We start from the raw sequence: 15,872 nt of genomic DNA on the forward strand, positions 1-15,872 counted from the left end.
ACATTCAGCAAATCTAGCAGAGATTGCAATAGGACGAATTAATATACCCAGGATTGCAATCCGGTTCTTCACCGTCGTTTTTGCCCCCTTCCCCTTGACCGGACCGAAAAGCGCGGCCATGTGACGAGCGAATTGAAAATCTTCGCCACGCGCCGTTTGCCGTTGTTTGGGCGCTTCACTGGAAAATCAGCCACATATGGACGTCGTTGTCGTCGAGTCACCGAACAAGGTGAAAAGCATCAACAAGTACCTGGGCCGGAACTACAAGGTTCTCGCCTCGTTCGGCCATGTCCGCGATTTGCCGGCCAAGGACGGCTCGGTGAAGCCGGAAGACGATTTTGCCATGTCCTGGTCGGTCGACACCGCATCGGCCAAGCGGCTCAGCGATATCGCCAAGGCGGTCAAGGAAGCCGACGGCCTGATCCTCGCAACCGATCCGGATCGCGAAGGTGAAGCCATCGCCTGGCACGTACTCGAGGTGCTGAAGCAGAAGCGCGTGCTGAAGGACAAGACGATCAAGCGCGTCGCCTTCAACTCGATCACCAAGCAGGCCGTGCTCGAAGCCATCTCCAACCCGCGCGAGATCGACCCGCCGCTGGTCGATGCCTATCTGGCGCGCCGCGCGCTCGACTATCTTGTCGGCTTCACCCTGTCGCCTGTGCTGTGGCGCAAACTGCCCGGCGCCCGTTCGGCTGGCCGCGTGCAGTCGGTGGCCTTGCGCTTCGTCTGCGACCGCGAAGCCGAGATCGAACGTTTCGTGCGTGAGGAATACTGGCAGATCGCCGCCATCCTCGGCACGCCGCGTGCCGAAAACTTTGAAGCCAGGCTGACCGCCTTCGACGGCAAGAAGCTGCAGAAGCTCGACATCTCGTCGCAGGCCATGGCCGATGACATCAAGGCGATGCTCGATGGCGCAAGCTTCAAGACGCTGTCGGTCGAGGCCAAGCCGACCCGGCGCAACCCGAGCGCGCCCTTCACCACCTCGACCTTGCAGCAGGCTGCGTCGTCGCGCCTCGGCTTCTCGGCAAGCCGCACCATGCAGGTCGCCCAGCGCCTCTATGAAGGCATGGAGATCGGTGGCGAGACCGCCGGCCTGATCACCTATATGCGTACCGACGGCGTCCAGATGGCGCCGGAGGCGATCGAAGCCGCACGCAATGCCATCGCCAAGGAATTCGGCACAAAGTACCTGCCCGAAAAGGCGCGCCAGTACACCACCAAGGCCAAGAACGCCCAGGAAGCGCACGAAGCCATTCGGCCGACCGACTTCAATCGCACGCCGGCAGAGATGCGCAAATTCCTCGATGCCGACCAGGCCCGGCTCTATGAGATGATCTGGAAGCGCGCCATTGCCAGCCAGATGCAGCCGGCCGAGATCGAGCGCACCACGGTCGAGATCGAGGCGCGCAACGGGTCAAGAATCGCCGGCCTGCGCGCCGTCGGTTCGGTCACCCGCTTCGACGGCTTCATCGCCGCTTATACCGAGCAGAAGGACGAGGATTCGGAAGACGAGGAAAGCCGTCGCCTGCCCGAGATCCGCGCCGACGAAACGCTGAAGCGCGAGAGCGTCGACGCCAGCCATCACACCACTGAGCCGCCGCCCCGCTACTCCGAAGCCAGCTTCATCAAGAAGATGGAAGAGCTCGGCATCGGCCGGCCCTCGACCTATGTCGCCACGCTCAAGACGCTTGAGGACCGCGACTATGTGAAGATCGAGAACCGCAAGCTCGTGCCCCAGGCCAAGGGCCGGCTGGTCACGGCCTTCATGGAGAGTTTCTTCCGGCACTATGTCGAGTACGACTTCACCGCCTCGCTCGAGGAAAAGCTCGATGAAGTCTCGGACGGCAAGCTCGCCTGGCGCGACGTGTTGGCCGATTTCTGGAAGGACTTCTCGGGTGCGGTCGACGAGATCAAGGAACTGCGCGTCACCAACGTGCTCGACGCGCTGAACGAGGAACTCGCGCCACTGGTCTTCCCGGAACGCGAGGACGGATCGAACCCGCGTATCTGCCCGAAATGCGGCACCGGCAACCTGTCGCTCAAGCTCGGCAAGTACGGCGCCTTCGTCGGCTGCTCCAACTATCCCGAATGCGGCTTCACCCGCCAGCTCGACGGCCCCGGCGGCAACGGCGACAATGGCGGCCTCGAAGACGGCACCAAGGTTCTGGGCAGCGATCCCTACACCAATGAAGAGATCACGCTGCGCAGCGGCCGCTTCGGCCCCTACATCCAGCGCGGTGACGGCAAGGACGCCAAGCGCTCCAGCCTGCCCAAGGGCTGGGCGGCTGCGTCCATCGATCACGAAAAGGCGCTCGCCTTGCTGGCACTGCCACGCGATGTCGGCCAGCACCCAGAGACGGGCAAGATGATCTCGGCCGGGCTTGGCCGCTACGGCCCGTTCGTGCTGCATGACGGTGCTTATGCCAATCTCGAAAGCATCGAGGACGTGTTCTCGATCGGCCTCAACCGCGCGGTCACGGTGCTTGCCGAAAAGCAGGCCAAGGGCAAGGGCGGACGCGGCGGCGGTACGCCGGCGGCGTTGAAGGATCTCGGCGAACACCCCGCCGGGGGCGGCAACGTCACCGTGCGCGACGGCAAGTACGGCGCCTATGTCAATTTCGGCAAGGTCAATGCTACCTTGCCGAAGAACACCGATCCGGCCACCGTGACGATGGAAACGGCACTCGCGCTGATAGCCGAAAAAGAGGCGAAAGGCGGTGGCGCCAAGAAGCCTGCCCGAGCCGCCAAGAAGCCGGCGGCCAGCACAACCAAGAAAGCGGCCGCCAGCAAGGCCAAGAAGAAGGACTAGGCGACCGTGGCGCGAAAGATTTCCGGACGAAATGCCGGCACCAGACGCGCCGCAAGCGACGAGGTCCGTGGCAAGGACGTCTACCGGCCGTCGCGGGACGAGATTCTGCGCTACATCGCCGAGAATCCTGACCGCAGCGGCAAGCGCGACATCGCCAAGGCCTTTGCGCTCAAGAACGACGACCGCATCTGGCTGAAGCACCTGCTGCGCGAGTTGCAGGACGAAGGTCTGCTGGAAAAGAGCCGCAAGCGCCTGACCCGCGCCGGCGCGTTGCCGCATGTCGCCGTGCTCGACATTTTTGGCCGCGACGCCGAAGGCACGCTTTTGGCCCGCCCCTCCGAACAGCCTGACGGCCCGATCGTGGCCATCAAGCTGTCGCGCAGCGGCAATGGACCTGTGCCCGGCGTCGGCGACCGCGTGCTGGCCAAGACCTTCCCCGTCGACGATCATATCGACGACAACGAGCCGGCCTACACCGCCCGCGTGATGAAGATGTTCGAGAAGCGCGCCGACACGGCGCTCGGCATTTTCCGCATCCTCAAGGACGGCAGCTTCCGCATCGAGCCGGTTGAACGCCGCCAGCCCGAGCTGGTGATCGACAAGGACCACCACAACGGCGCCAAGGACGGCGATCTGGTCGAAGTGGTGCCGGAACGGGCCAGCCGTTACGGCCTGCCGCGCGCCAAGGTGGTCTCGGTACTGGGTTCGTTGACCAATGAGAAGGCGGTCTCGATGATCGCCATCCATGCCCACGACATTCCCCACATATTCCCCGCCGACGTGATCGCCGAAGCCGAGGCCGTGAAACCGGCGACGCTAGACGGCAAGCGCGAGGACTGGCGCGAGCTGCAGTTGGTCACCATCGACCCCGCCGACGCCAAGGATCACGACGACGCCGTCTATGCCGTCGCCGACAGCGACGAGAAGAACCCCGGCGGCTTCATCGTCACCGTCGCTATCGCCGACGTGGCAGCCTATGTACGTCCGGGCACGGCGCTCGACAACGAGGCACTGAAGCGCGGCAACTCGGTCTACTTCCCCGACCGCGTCGTGCCGATGCTGCCCGAGCGCATCTCCAACGATCTGTGCTCGCTGCGCGAAGGTGTCGACCGCCCGGCGCTGGCCGTGCGCATGACGTTTTCGGCCGAGGGCCGCAAGATCAGGCACGCCTTCCACCGCATCATGATGCGGTCTTCGGCCCGCCTCGCCTATCCGCAGGCGCAAGCCGCCATCGATGGCATCCCGGATGAGAAGACCGGGCCGATCCTGGAGACCGTCCTCAAGCCGTTATGGGCCGCCTATGACGTGCTCAAGCGCGGCCGCGACAGTCGCCAGCCGCTCGAACTCGACCTGCCCGAACGCAAGATCCTGCTCAAGCCGGACGGCACGGTGGACCGCGTCATCGTTCCCGATCGCCTCGACGCCCACAAGCTGATCGAAGAGTTCATGATCCAGGCGAACGTCGCGGCTGCCGAGACGCTGGAGAACAAGAAGCAGAAGCTCGTCTACCGCATCCATGACGGCCCTTCGCTGGCCAAGCAGGAATCGCTGCGCGAGTTCCTGCAGACGATCGGCCTGTCGCTGGCGCGTGGGGCCGCGATGCGTCCAAGCCAGTTCAACGGCATCCTCGAGCAGGTGCGCGGCGGCGACAATGAGCAGCTCGTCAACGAGGTGGTGCTGCGTTCGCAGAGCCAGGCCGAATACAATCCCGACAATATCGGTCACTTCGGCCTCAATTTGCGCCGCTACGCGCATTTCACCTCGCCGATCCGCCGTTATGCCGACCTCATCGTGCATCGCGCGCTGATTGGGTCGCTCGGCCTCGGTGCCGGCGGCCTGACGCCCCAGGAGGAAGCGCGGCTGGAAGAGACCGCCGGGCTGATCTCGCAGACGGAACGCCGCGCCATGGCGGCAGAGCGCGAGACCGTCGACAGGCTGGTCGCGGGTTTCCTGGCCGAGCGCGTCGACGAGACATTCGAGGCGCGCATTTCCGGCGTCGTCAAGGCGGGACTATTTGTCCAATTGCCGCAATATGGCGCGGATGGTTTCATCCCGGTGTCATCGCTAGGTGACGACTATTACCATTTCGACGAAGCAGCCCGCGCCCTGTTCGGCGAACGCTCCGGCAAGGGCTATCAGCTCGCCGATCGCGTCGAGGTCAAGCTGGTCGAGATCGCGCCGCTGGCGGGTGCCATGCGCTTCGAGATGCTGACCGAACCGAAGCCCCTGCCCGGTTCCAAGCGGTCCTTCCACAAGACCAAGGGGCAACGAACGCGTGCCCGCGCCTCCCAGCCACGGCGAGGACCTCGCGGCAGGAGATGACGATGGAAGAGCAGGTATTCGGCGGCAACCACCACAAGGCGCGTGAACCTCGGCCGGTCTGGCAAGCGATCAAGCGGGGCCTGCTCTGCAAGTGCCCGAACTGCGGCCAGGGCCGGCTGTTTGCGTCGTTCGTCAAGACTGTCGACAGATGCGAAGTCTGCCACGAGGAGATTTTCCATCATCGCGCCGACGACCTGCCCGCCTATCTCGTGGTTGTCATCGTCGGCCACATCGTCGTCGGCGCCTTCATGGGCGTCGAGGCGACCAGCAAGCTGGCCCTATGGCAGCATCTGCTGATCTGGGTACCGCTGACCATCGTTTCCGCGCTCGCGCTGCTGCGCCCGATGAAGAGCGCCGTGGTCGGCATGCAATGGGCGCTCTACATGCACGGCTTCGGCGGCGAAGAAGACGTGATCGAAACGCATCCCGAGGCTTGAACCCGCGCTGGCGCAATGCCCAAGAGCAAGCAAGTGCTTCCGTCCAACCCGACATTCCGTTAGGACAGCCGCGATGGATGGCATTAGCAAAGCAGACCTCGACAGGCTCGAAGCCAGGGAAATGGCCAAAGGACCAGCCCCCTTGCGTCCGCGCGACGCGGCGACGTTGATCCTGCTCGACCGCAAGGGCGACGACGTGCTGGTGCTGATGGGCCGGCGCCACATGAAGCATGCCTTCATGCCCGGAAAGTTCGTCTTTCCCGGTGGCCGCACCGACCCGACAGACAGCCGCATCAAGGTGGCCGAAGAGCTCCATCCCGACGAGCAGGACAAGCTGCGCGCCGGCACCGGCCGGGTCAGCGTCGCGCGCGCCCGGGCGATTGCGCTTTCGGCCGTTCGCGAAACCTACGAAGAAGCAGGGCTTCTGATCGGCCGGCGCGGCCCGTTCTCGACCACCAAGGCCGACTGGCAAGGCTTTGCCGAGCATGGCGTCGCGCCTGCGCTCGGCTGCCTGCGCTTCATCGCGCGCGCGGTGACCCCTCCCGGCCGGGTCAGGCGTTTCGACACACGCTTCCTCTCCGCCTGGCGCAGCGACGTCGCGGTCGAGTTGCCTCAGGGCGGACCGACAAACGAGCTCGAGGAACTGATCTGGTTGCCCTTGGCAGATGCCATGCAGGCCGACATTCCGGCGATCACCCAGTCGGTGCTTGGCGACCTGAGGCAGCGGCTAGCTGTCGATCCCGGACTCCAGCCGGGTGGCGAGGTGCCATTCTACCGCATGCTCGCCCAACACTTCCGCCGCGACATCCTGTAGGGCTTTGCATGACCGATACCGTTCAGGAGGCTGAAAACGTCGAACGCGTGCACTGGCGCGCGATTTCAGCGGCCATTGCCTCGATCAGCGTCGTCGGCATCGCCATTGGGCTGGGCATACCGCTGTTGAGCGTGATTCTCGAATCGCGCGGCTATTCCTCCTCGATGATCGGCCTCAACACGGCAGTCGCCGGCATCGCCTCGATTGCCGCCGCCCCGCTGGCGACGCCGATCGCCATGCGCTTCGGCGTCGTCTGGACGATGCTGGCGATGATTCTCGCCGGCGCCGTGGCCTTCGTCGGCTTCTATTTCGCCCAGTCCTTCTGGATGTGGTTTCCGTTGCGGGCCGTGCTGCATTTCGCGCTGACAGTGCTGTTCATCCTGTCGGAATTCTGGATCAGCACCTGTGCTCCGCCACATCGGCGCGGCCTGGTGCTCGGCATCTATGCCACCGTGCTTTCGCTCGGCTTCGCCGCCGGCCCATGGCTGTTCTCGCAGATCGGCAGCAGCGGCTTCCTGCCGTTCGGCCTGACCTTCGCCTTCGTCATGATCGCCGCGATCCCCGTCTTGCTGGCGCGCAGCGAAAGCCCCAGGATCGTCTCCGAAGGCGGCAAGGGTGGCTTCTTCCGCTACATCTGGATCGTGCCGACAGCGACCGCCGCCGTTCTCGTCTTCGGTGCGGTGGAAACAGGCGGCTTCGCCCTCTTCCCGATCTACGGCCAGCGCATCGGCTACAGCGAGGGCGAGGCAGCGATGCTGCTGACCATGATCGGGCTCGGCAATTTCCTGCTGCAGATTCCGATCGGCATGCTGAGCGACCGCATCGGCGATCGCCGCATCCTGCTGCTCATCTGCGCCCTCGTCGGTCTGGGCGGAACGCTGGCGATGCCGTTGTTGACCATCAACTGGCACCTGATGGCGGGCATGCTGTTTGTCTGGGGCGGCGTGGTGGCGGCACTCTACACCGTCGGCCTCGCGCATCTCGGCGCACAGCTATCAGGCCGCGACTTGGCCTCGGCCAACGCAGCCTTCATCTTCTGCTACGGCCTCGGCATGATCCTTGGACCGCAGGTGATCGGCATCTTCATGGACGTCTTCGGCCCGAACGGATTCGGCTGGGCGCTGGCGGTGTTCTTCGGCGGCTACATCGCCATCGGACTGGGCCGAATTGCCGCGAAAGCGAGCCGATAGCGCTCCAAGGCTTGACTTTCCGGGCGCGTTCTTTATGTGTCCCGCAGGTTTTCCGCGTCCGGGTTGTTTTCCCGTCCTGAGGCGGGTGCAACTCCAGACGATTAACGGACGAGAATCATGGCCAAGGCTGCAAACATCAAGATCAAGCTTCTGTCGACCGCCGACACCGGTTTCTTCTACGTGACGAGCAAGAACAGCCGCACGAAGACGGAAAAGCTGTCGTTCCGCAAGTACGACCCGGTTGCGAAGAAGCACGTCGAATTCAAGGAAACCAAGATCAAGTAATCTTGTTGCCTCCAGGAATTCCAAAACGCCGCCCATCGGGTGGCGTTTTCGTTTTCAGGACTGTCTACCGCACGGCGGCTTGCGCCAACGCATCGAAGGACACACGGAAAGCCGCCTGCCCCATACTCAGTCAAAACGGGATGATTTCGAGATAGGGGGCCGGTCGGCGTCTGGCAGCGGTACGAGGAGGCCACTATGTGCCAGTGCCGGCCGGCCGACCCCACGGACCCAGGAGATGCGGCGGACCTGAGCATCATGGGGTATCGATAGGGCATCCGGCCTGTGCTCCTCGTGCCGGCGCCCGTCCTTCTTCTCGATCTCACAGTCGCGCAAGATCGCTTGAAAATCAACACTTTCTTAACCACGGCTCGCGAATCGCTCGGGTTAAGGTAAACGATTGAGCTTAACGCGCTTGACCGTGAAGCCGTACTGCGGCTCAGGCCGCTCTCGCCACCACGCGATTGCGACCACGTGTCTTGGCGTCGTAAAGCGCCAGATCCGCGCGCTTCATCAGCCCGGCAACCGTGTCACCTTCCATGACCAGCGCCGAGACGCCGACGCTGACCGTCACCGACACGCCCTGCTCGGTTCCGCCGACCTTGAACGGCGTCCTGGCGATTTCGGAGCGGATGCGTTCGGCAACGATCTCGGCCAGCGCGCCTTCGGTATCCGGCATCACGATGACGAATTCCTCGCCGCCGAATCGGCAAGCGAGATCAATGCCGCGCACGCTCTTCTTCACGCGCCGTGCAAATTCACGCAGGACCTCGTCGCCGCCGTCATGGCCGAACGTGTCGTTGATGCGCTTGAAGCGGTCGAGGTCCGTGATCATCAGCGACAGCGGTCGACGACGGGCAGCCGCACGTTCGACCAGCCGCGGCAGGTGGCTGTCGAGGTAGCGGCGGTTATGCAGACCGGTCAGGCCATCCGTCACCGCCATCTCAATGGTCTGGCTGACGCTTTGCCTGAGCTCGTCATTGTAGCGCTTGCGCCGCACCTGGGTGCGCAGGCGCGCGATCAGCTCCTGCCTGTCCAGCGGCCGCACGAGATAGTCGTTGATGCCGAGTTCGAGTCCGCGAACGGTAAGGTCGTCCTCTTCCTTGTTGACCAGCAGTACGATCGGCAGCGAGCGCGTGCGGTCGAGCGACCTGAGCTGCGAGCACAGTCTGAGCGGATCGAACGCGGAAAACCCTGACGACACGATGATGCACTCATAGGCACCTTCGGCCGCGTTGAAGAGCCCCGACTGCGGATCGGCAGCCAACTGCACGTCGGCGGCGCCATCCAGCAGCGCGCAGATATGAGCAGCGGAAGACGTTTGCTCATCGATGAGCAGGACCTTCGGCAGTTCCCCCCGGACCAGGTCGGATCGGGCCAGAAGCTCGTCCATGCCGATGCTGTGGGTGGTCGAGGCGCGCAGCCTGAGCTCGTCGGTCAGCACCTTGAGACGGACGAGACTCTTGACGCGGGTGATCAGTTGCAGGTCGTTGACAGGCTTGGTCAGGAAATCGTCGGCGCCGACGTCAAGGCCGCGCACGCGGTCGGTGACATGGTCGAGCGCAGTGACCATGACGACGGGAATGTGGGCGGTCGCCGGATCGGCCTTCAGGCGGCGGCATACCTCGAAACCGTCCATGCCGGGCATCATCACGTCGAGCAGCACGACATCGACCTTGCCGTCCTCGCAGGCGGCGATGGCATCAGGTCCATTGAAGGCGGTCAGCACCTCGAAATACTCGGCGAGAAGCCGGACTTCGAGCAGCTTCACATTGGCCGGTATGTCGTCAACGACGAGGATGCGCGCTGTCATGCTAGTCCCTCGAGCGAGCCGGCGAGCACATCAGGCATCGCCCAGATAGGATTTGATCGTCTCGATAAAGCGCGGCACCGAGATCGGCTTGGAAATGTAGGCTTCGCAACCGCCCTGCCTGATCCGCTCCTCGTCGCCCTTCATGGCGAATGCGGTGACGGCAATGACGGGGATGGTGTGGAGGTCGTCATCCTCCTTCAGCCATTTGGTGACCTCGAGGCCCGAGACCTCGGGCAATTGGATATCCATCAGGATGAGGTCCGGCCGATGCTTCCGTGCAAGATCGAGCGCTTCGAGCCCGTTGCGCGTGCGCACGGTCTCGTAGCCGCTTGCCTCGATGAGGTCGCGAAAGAGCTTCATATTGAGCTCGTTGTCCTCGACGATCATCACCTTCTTGACCATAGAAATTCCGTCCCGATTGCTCGCCACAGGCCCGCGGCAATCCTGTTGCGCGCCGGATGCGCACACCAACCCCGAATCCGACCGTAACTCAAGAACATTACGAAACGTAAAACACCGAAGCCAAATCACGGATGGTTGCGCGACCGCTTTAGCGGTTGCCGCGATGGCTGCTTGCGGTTACTCCCGACAGAGGTCGATCGGGGCGAACACCAGATGCAGAAGAACCAACAATCGCAGGAAAGCGCCGAAGCGCTGGCAGTCCAGGCACTTGGCTTCGTCGCCTCCGACGCGGAACTCCTGCCGCGCTTCCTGGCCATATCAGGCATCGAGGCGCACCAGATCCGCCGAGCTGCGCAGGAGCCCGGCTTCCTGGCCGGCGTCCTGAACTTCATTCTCGCCCATGAGCCGACGCTGCTGCGCTTCTCGCAGGAAGTGGGCATCGCGCCGGGCGAAATAGGCAGCGCCCTGCGTGCCCTTCCCCTTGGCAATGACGATCACGAGCGTTCCGCATGAGCGAAGATCCCGAAACAGCACGGCAGATCGCCGAACTGGCCCGCGACACCAGGCCGCTGCTGGTGCTCGACGTCGACGAGGTGCTGCTCGAATTCATGGTGCCCTTCATGCGCTTCCTCGATGCGCAGGGGCTGGCCTTCTCGGCCAGGTCGTTCAAGCTGACCGGCAACATCATCAACGTGAAGACACAGATCCCGCTGGACCAGGAAGCGGTGTCGGCGCAGCTCGACGGTTTCTTTCATGCCCAGAGCGAATGGCAGACGGCGGCACTTGGCGCTGCCGATGCGGTGGCGGGGCTCGCGGCAGGCGCGGAAGTGGTACTGTTGACCGCGATGCCGCATCGCCACCGCGACATCAGGCGCCGGCATCTCGATGCGTTGGGTTTCCCCTACCCGCTTCTGACCACTGAAAGGGCCAAGGGCCCCGCGCTGCGGCTGTTGCGGGGCGAAACCAGCCGCAGGGTCGCCTTCGTCGACGACATTCCGCACAATCTGGTCTCGGTGCGCGACGCCGTCGCCGACGCGCATCTGTTCAACCTGATGTCCTATCGTGAAATGCGTGCATTTCTGCCGCCGCTGCCGGACGGAATCGTCATCGAGGACGATTGGTCCCAGGCCGCGCCGAAGATCGCCACGGCCTTGGGTCTCTAGTCTCACTGACTATTCGCCGAGATTGCGCCACCAGTTGCGGCCGGTGTCGAGCCTCTCGATGCCTTCGCTGTCGAGCCTGGCGGCCCATTCGGCCGCCGACTTGCCTGCCAGCATGAGATTCGGCGCGATTTCAGCCAGCGGGACCATGACGAACGCACGGTCGAGCATGCGCGGATGCGGTATCTCAAGTCCGACATCGCTGACATTGCTGTTGCCCAGCAGGAGCACGTCGATGTCGATGAGGCGCGGGCCCCAGCGCTCGATGCGCACGCGCTTCAGCCGCCGCTCGAGCTCGAGGCAGAGCTTCAGCAGTTCGAGCGGCGCGAGCGTGGTAGCGACTTCGGCGGTGACGTTCAGGAAATCGGGCTGATCGACCTTGCCCCAAGGCGGCGTGCGGTGCAGAGACGAGACTTCCACAACGCGCGTGCCGCCGGAACTGTCGAGCATGTGAAGCGCCGACGCCATCGACTTCGCTGGGTCGCCCAGGTTGCCGCCGAGGCTGAGAAAGCCGCGCTCCTCAACCTGGCCAGACAACGGTCACCTCTACGTAATCGAGGACGCCGGGCACGGGCGCATTCGGCTTGCGGACCGTAATTTCGGCCCGCTTGATCTGCGGGAAACGCGCTGCGAGCGCGCGACCGCACTCCTGCGCCAGCGCCTCGATCAGGAAGCGCCGCTGGCCGGTAATGATCTTTTCGATGACCTGGAAGGCAACGCCGTAGTCAACGGTGCTGTCCATCGAATCGTCCTCCAGCGGACGCGACGGATCGACCGTCAGCTCGGCATCGACATAGAAGCGCTGGCCAAGTGCCTCTTCTTCGTCGAACAGGCCGTGCCGGGCGAAGAAGGCGCAGTTTTTCATACGGATAAGGTACATCTGGGTCAGCGTCCCGGCAGGTTGGTCTGTCGCGCCAGCATAGCATCTGCGAATGCCAGCGCGTCCACGTTGATTGCGACATCATGGACGCGAAATATATCCGCGCCCTGCAGGCGGAGTATGACGCTCGTCGCCGCCGTCCCCGCGTCACGGTCGGCTGCTTCGCGCCCGGTAACATGGCCGACGAAGCGCTTGCGCGAGGTGCCGGCGAGCAGCGGATAACCGAGCCCTTTCAGCTCCGAAAAACGCGCCATCAGGTCGAGATTTTCGTCCGCATCCTTGGCGAAGCCGAAGCCCGGATCGAGCACGATCTGAGCGTCCTGGACACCGGCCTCCCGGGCGATCTCCAGCGAACGGCGCAGGAACAGCAACTGGTCGTCGATCACGTCGGGCAGCTTGTCGCGCTCGCGTCCGGTATGCATGAGCACCAGCCCTGCCCCGGTGTCGGCTGCGACCCGGGCAATACCTGGCTCGCGCTGGGCGCCCCAGACATCGTTGACGATGTGCGCGCCGGCGGCAACGGCGAGCCGCGCTGTCTCCTCGCGGTAGGTGTCGACGGAGATCAGTGTATCGCCAGATCGGGCGAGTGCGGCGATGATCGGCAGCACGCGATCCTGCTCTTCGGCTGAAGAAACAGGTGCTGCGCCCGGGCGGGTGGATTCACCGCCGACATCGATGATCACGGCCCCTTCGGCGACCATGCGGCGCGCCTGTTCGAGCGCGCGCTCGGGCGCATCGAACGCGCCGCCGTCGGAAAAACTGTCGGGCGTGACGTTGAGGATGCCCATCACAAGCGCCCTGTCGCCGAGGTCGAGTTGGCGCCCATGCGCCAGTTGCCATCGTTTGCCGGTCATGCCGTCGCCACAAAACAATTCCAGAGCACAGACCACGTCACGAAATATCAACGCTTGCAGCTTCAACTCGCTGCACGGTCACATCAGCGGCACGATCCGATTTCCGTTGCGCCGCCATCGCCCCTAACGCAAGGTAGGCCAAGAGGCAACTAATGAAGCAACTCTTCCTGGCCGCCCTACTCGCTGGAGGCATTTGCCTACCCGTTCAGGCGGCAACTGTGTCCAAATCCTACAGCTATTTCACCATCACCGGCAAAACGCTCGACGAGATCGAGCAGCAGCTGATGACGCGCGGGCCCGAGGTCAAGAGCACCGGCGGCAGGCACCCGGGCGCAACCCAGATGGAATTCACCAGCCGCATCGGCTACGCCGAGGTCAAGGGCGGCTGCGCCATCGTCTCGGCCCAGGTCACCGTCAAGGCCAAGGTGATCCTGCCGCGCTGGCGCCAGAACGGCAAGGCAGCCCAGGACGTCAAGCTGATCTGGAACACGCTGTCTTCCGACATCAAGCGCCACGAGGAAAGCCACGTCGTCATTGCCAAGAACCACGCCCGTGAACTGGAACAGGCGCTGAGGGCGATCGGCAAGCAGAAGAGCTGCGACATCGCCGCCACCAAGGCAAAGGCGACGAGCAACCGCATCCTCAATGCTCATGACCGGGCACAGGAGGAATTCGACCGCATCGAAGGCATCAATTTCGAAAGCCGGATCGTCAGGCTGCTGCGCTACCGGCTGGAGCGCATCGACGCCGGCAAGCTCAAGAACTGAGGGCCAGGCCTCTGCAAAATCAGTCAGGAACGCCGAGCTTCTTGTGCAGGCTCGTCGACGACGTCGTGTATTGAAACACGACGCGTTCCTTGGGGCTGATGATGTGTTTGGCAGCCTGCGTCATCAGCGCGGCTTCATGAAAGCCCGACAGGATCAGCTTGAGCTTGCCCGGGTACCAGTTGATGTCGCCGATGGCGAAGATTCCCGGCTCCGACGTTTCGAATTTTTCGGTGTCGACCAGGATCTGGTTCTCGTGAAGATGGAGGCCCCATTCTGCCACCGGCCCCAACTTCATGGTCAGGCCGAAGAACGGCAGCAGCCGCGTGCAGGCAACCTCGGTATCGGCATCCGCTCCCTTGACGGTGACGGAGCGCAAAATGCCGTCCTCGCCTGACAGGCCTGAAACCTGGCCGATCACAAGGTCGATGGCGCCCGCATCGCGCAGCGCATGCATCTTGCCGACATTGTCGGGCGCGGCACGGAATTCCGGACGCCGATGGACCAGCGTGACGCGTCTGGCCACCGGCTGCAGGTTGAGCGTCCAGTCGAGCGCGGAATCCCCGCCGCCAACGACGACCACCTCCTGATCGCGGAAATCCTCGATGCGCCGAACCGCATAGCGGACGCTGGCCTGCTCATAAGCCTCGATGCCAGGGATCGGCGGGCGCTTGGGCTGGAACGAGCCGCCGCCGGCGGCAATCACCACGACCTTGGCGTCGAAGACCTCATTCTCGTCGGTCGTGACGCGGAAGCTGCCATGCTCGAGCCGCTCCAGCGCAGTCACCATCCGGTTGAAGGTGAAACCGGGCTTGAATGGCGCGATCTGTTCCAGAAGCTTGTCGACCAACTCCTGGGCGCCGATCACCGGATAGCCGGGAATGTCGTAGATCGGCTTTTCCGGATAAAGCTCGGCGCATTGCCCGCCGGGGCGGTCGAGAATGTCGATAAGGTGGCAGCGCATGTCGAAGAGACCGAGCTCGAACACCGCAAACAGGCCGATCGGCCCGGCTCCGATGATCAGGACGTCGGTTGTGGTGATGTCGCTCAAGGCCACCTCGCCGCTGACGCACGCATTTCGAGAATGTGCATGACAACAGCTGTCATGCCAAGCAAGGCCAAGTTGGGAACGTCAGCCCTGGCGCTCGGGAATGGAGACAACCAGGCCGTCGAGTTCGTCGCGAACCTTGATCTGGCAGGAAAGGCGCGACGACGGCCGGACCTCGTAGGCGAAGTCGAGCATGTCTTCTTCCATTGCCTCGGGCTCGCCGACGATCGCCGTCCATGCGTCATCGACATAGACATGGCAGGTGGCACAGGCGCAAGCGCCGCCACATTCCGCCTCGATGCCCGGCACGGCATTGCGGATCGCATTTTCCATCACGGTCGAGCCGTTCTCGGCCTCGACTTCGAAACGCGTGCCATCATGGGCGATGTAAGTCAGCTTGGTCATGCTCGTTCCCGAAATAGGTCACACGGCAGATAATCACTCCGCCGTGTGTGTCAACTGCCGTGCGATAGCGCCGCCGGCTGTCGGAATTACACTGACTGGTCCACAAATGTTACTGCGGCCTTTGCACGCCCCTGCAAAGGCGGCGGCGTGTCAGCGGCCGAACGAGGCGATGAAGTCGCGCGCCTCGTCGATCAGGCAAGTAAGTCGGCTGATCAGTCCGGCATTGTCAGGGTCCATTTCAATGGCAGCGACGCAATCGGCAATAGGGAATGCGCCGACGCCACGCGCCGAACCTTTCAGGGCGTGGCACAGCATCAGCCGCTCGGCGAGGTCGGCTTTGACGATCGCATCGCGAACCGACAGCGCCTGGTGAACGAACATGTCGAGCACCTCGCGCTCGACATCGCGGTCGCCGATCGTCTGCCGGGAAAGATGCTCGAGGTCGATCGGACGGCCATGAACGGATGCCGAGGATTCGCCTCCCGGCATGCCAAAAGCCATCGAAGCCGTCTCGCGCGTTACCATTCAACCCGTGCCCCGCCACTCGCCCTTGGGTTGGTAAGCTAGGGCGTCCATGTGGATAACCCGTTAACCTGACAAAGCCCGGAACCCCAAGGGATTGGGGCCAACAATCACTGCAGTGTTAACCTTATATTTAAACTTTTACGTATCGGGGCGAATGCATGTTTTCT

At 63.4% G+C, this 15,872-nt stretch carries 17 protein-coding genes; 9 read left to right on the plus strand and 8 right to left on the minus strand.

All coding sequences use genetic code 11. The annotated features are described in order from the left end of the window. Positions 1 to 196 precede the first annotated feature (196 nt). The 6 genes from topA to rpmG all read left to right on the plus strand — a co-directional run bounded on the left by topA (position 197) and on the right by rpmG (position 7,857). A complete protein-coding gene (gene topA, locus H5P29_RS20165) occupies positions 197 to 2,809 on the plus strand; it encodes a type I DNA topoisomerase (RefSeq protein ID WP_067962489.1) in 2,613 nt (870 codons plus the stop codon). A gap of 6 nt (positions 2,810 to 2,815) precedes the next feature. Then, positions 2,816 to 5,131 carry a ribonuclease R gene (rnr, locus tag H5P29_RS20170; RefSeq protein ID WP_185910142.1) on the plus strand — a complete coding sequence of 772 codons (2,316 nt, stop codon included), beginning with the start codon at positions 2,816 to 2,818 and terminating at the stop codon, positions 5,129 to 5,131. Between the two features lie 2 nt (positions 5,132 to 5,133). Then, the gene (locus tag H5P29_RS20175) at positions 5,134 to 5,568 is read left to right on the plus strand and encodes a DUF983 domain-containing protein (RefSeq protein WP_154386055.1); all 435 of its coding nucleotides are present in this window, start codon (positions 5,134 to 5,136) and stop codon (positions 5,566 to 5,568) included. 73 nt (positions 5,569 to 5,641) lie between these two features. Continuing rightward, positions 5,642 to 6,382, plus strand: a complete 741-nt coding sequence (locus H5P29_RS20180; protein ID WP_154386056.1) for an NUDIX hydrolase — start codon at positions 5,642 to 5,644, stop codon at positions 6,380 to 6,382. Positions 6,383 to 6,429: 47 nt separating this feature from the next. Beyond that, on the plus strand, positions 6,430 to 7,572 hold the full coding sequence (locus tag H5P29_RS20185; protein WP_182573884.1) for an MFS transporter: 1,143 nt from the start codon (positions 6,430 to 6,432) through the stop codon (positions 7,570 to 7,572). A 117-nt stretch (positions 7,573 to 7,689) separates the two neighbouring features. Next, complete coding sequence (rpmG, locus tag H5P29_RS20190) at positions 7,690 to 7,857, plus strand: 50S ribosomal protein L33 (RefSeq protein WP_019173400.1); 168 nt, start codon at positions 7,690 to 7,692, stop codon at positions 7,855 to 7,857. Between the two features lie 436 nt (positions 7,858 to 8,293). On the opposite strand, the gene H5P29_RS20195 is transcribed toward rpmG, so the two are convergent. Together H5P29_RS20195 and H5P29_RS20200 are read right to left on the minus strand one after the other, a co-directional pair. Continuing rightward, positions 8,294 to 9,667, minus strand: a complete 1,374-nt coding sequence (locus H5P29_RS20195; protein ID WP_154386057.1) for a PleD family two-component system response regulator — start codon at positions 9,665 to 9,667, stop codon at positions 8,294 to 8,296. A gap of 30 nt (positions 9,668 to 9,697) precedes the next feature. Then, positions 9,698 to 10,069, minus strand: coding sequence for a response regulator (locus tag H5P29_RS20200; RefSeq protein ID WP_067962504.1), 372 nt, complete (start codon positions 10,067 to 10,069; stop codon positions 9,698 to 9,700). Positions 10,070 to 10,282: 213 nt separating this feature from the next. On the opposite strand from H5P29_RS20200, the gene H5P29_RS20205 reads away from it, so the two are divergent. Together H5P29_RS20205 and H5P29_RS20210 are read left to right on the plus strand one after the other, a co-directional pair. Continuing rightward, entirely contained in the window at positions 10,283 to 10,582 is a 300-nt protein-coding gene (locus H5P29_RS20205) for a DUF3572 domain-containing protein (RefSeq protein ID WP_154386058.1), read from the plus strand. Further along, positions 10,579 to 11,232: a hypothetical protein gene (locus H5P29_RS20210; RefSeq protein ID WP_154386059.1), complete on the plus strand. Its 654-nt coding sequence runs from the start codon at positions 10,579 to 10,581 to the stop codon at positions 11,230 to 11,232. Before H5P29_RS20205 ends, H5P29_RS20210 begins: the two co-directional genes overlap by 4 nt. Positions 11,233 to 11,241: 9 nt before the next feature. Here H5P29_RS20210 and folK read toward each other — a convergent pair whose 3' ends face one another. The 3 genes from folK to folP are packed head-to-tail and all read right to left on the minus strand — an operon-like array spanning position 11,242 to position 12,963. Continuing rightward, positions 11,242 to 11,766, minus strand: a complete 525-nt coding sequence (folK, locus tag H5P29_RS20215) for a 2-amino-4-hydroxy-6-hydroxymethyldihydropteridine diphosphokinase (protein WP_154386060.1) — start codon at positions 11,764 to 11,766, stop codon at positions 11,242 to 11,244. Next, positions 11,750 to 12,109, minus strand: a complete 360-nt coding sequence (gene folB / locus H5P29_RS20220) for a dihydroneopterin aldolase (RefSeq protein ID WP_154386061.1) — start codon at positions 12,107 to 12,109, stop codon at positions 11,750 to 11,752. The genes folK and folB overlap by 17 nt, the downstream gene beginning before the upstream one ends. A gap of 5 nt (positions 12,110 to 12,114) precedes the next feature. Continuing rightward, a complete protein-coding gene (gene folP, locus H5P29_RS20225) occupies positions 12,115 to 12,963 on the minus strand; it encodes a dihydropteroate synthase (protein ID WP_154386062.1) in 849 nt (282 codons plus the stop codon). A 152-nt stretch (positions 12,964 to 13,115) separates the two neighbouring features. Between folP and H5P29_RS20230 the strand changes: the two genes are divergently transcribed. Beyond that, entirely contained in the window at positions 13,116 to 13,730 is a 615-nt protein-coding gene (locus H5P29_RS20230; RefSeq protein WP_154386063.1) for a DUF922 domain-containing Zn-dependent protease, read from the plus strand. A gap of 19 nt (positions 13,731 to 13,749) precedes the next feature. Here the strand turns inward: H5P29_RS20230 and H5P29_RS20235 are convergent, their stop codons facing one another. From H5P29_RS20235 to H5P29_RS20245, 3 genes are all read right to left on the minus strand, one after another. After that, positions 13,750 to 14,778 carry an NAD(P)/FAD-dependent oxidoreductase gene (locus H5P29_RS20235; protein WP_154386064.1) on the minus strand — a complete coding sequence of 343 codons (1,029 nt, stop codon included), beginning with the start codon at positions 14,776 to 14,778 and terminating at the stop codon, positions 13,750 to 13,752. An 81-nt stretch (positions 14,779 to 14,859) separates the two neighbouring features. Then, entirely contained in the window at positions 14,860 to 15,180 is a 321-nt protein-coding gene (locus H5P29_RS20240) for a 2Fe-2S iron-sulfur cluster-binding protein (RefSeq protein WP_067962523.1), read from the minus strand. Between the two features lie 150 nt (positions 15,181 to 15,330). Further along, positions 15,331 to 15,681: a histidine kinase gene (locus H5P29_RS20245; RefSeq protein WP_246670811.1), complete on the minus strand. Its 351-nt coding sequence runs from the start codon at positions 15,679 to 15,681 to the stop codon at positions 15,331 to 15,333. Between the last annotated feature and the right edge of the window lie 191 nt (positions 15,682 to 15,872).

The organism is Aminobacter sp. MDW-2 (assembly GCF_014250155.1).
GTDB lineage: Bacteria > Pseudomonadota > Alphaproteobacteria > Rhizobiales > Rhizobiaceae > Aminobacter > Aminobacter ciceronei.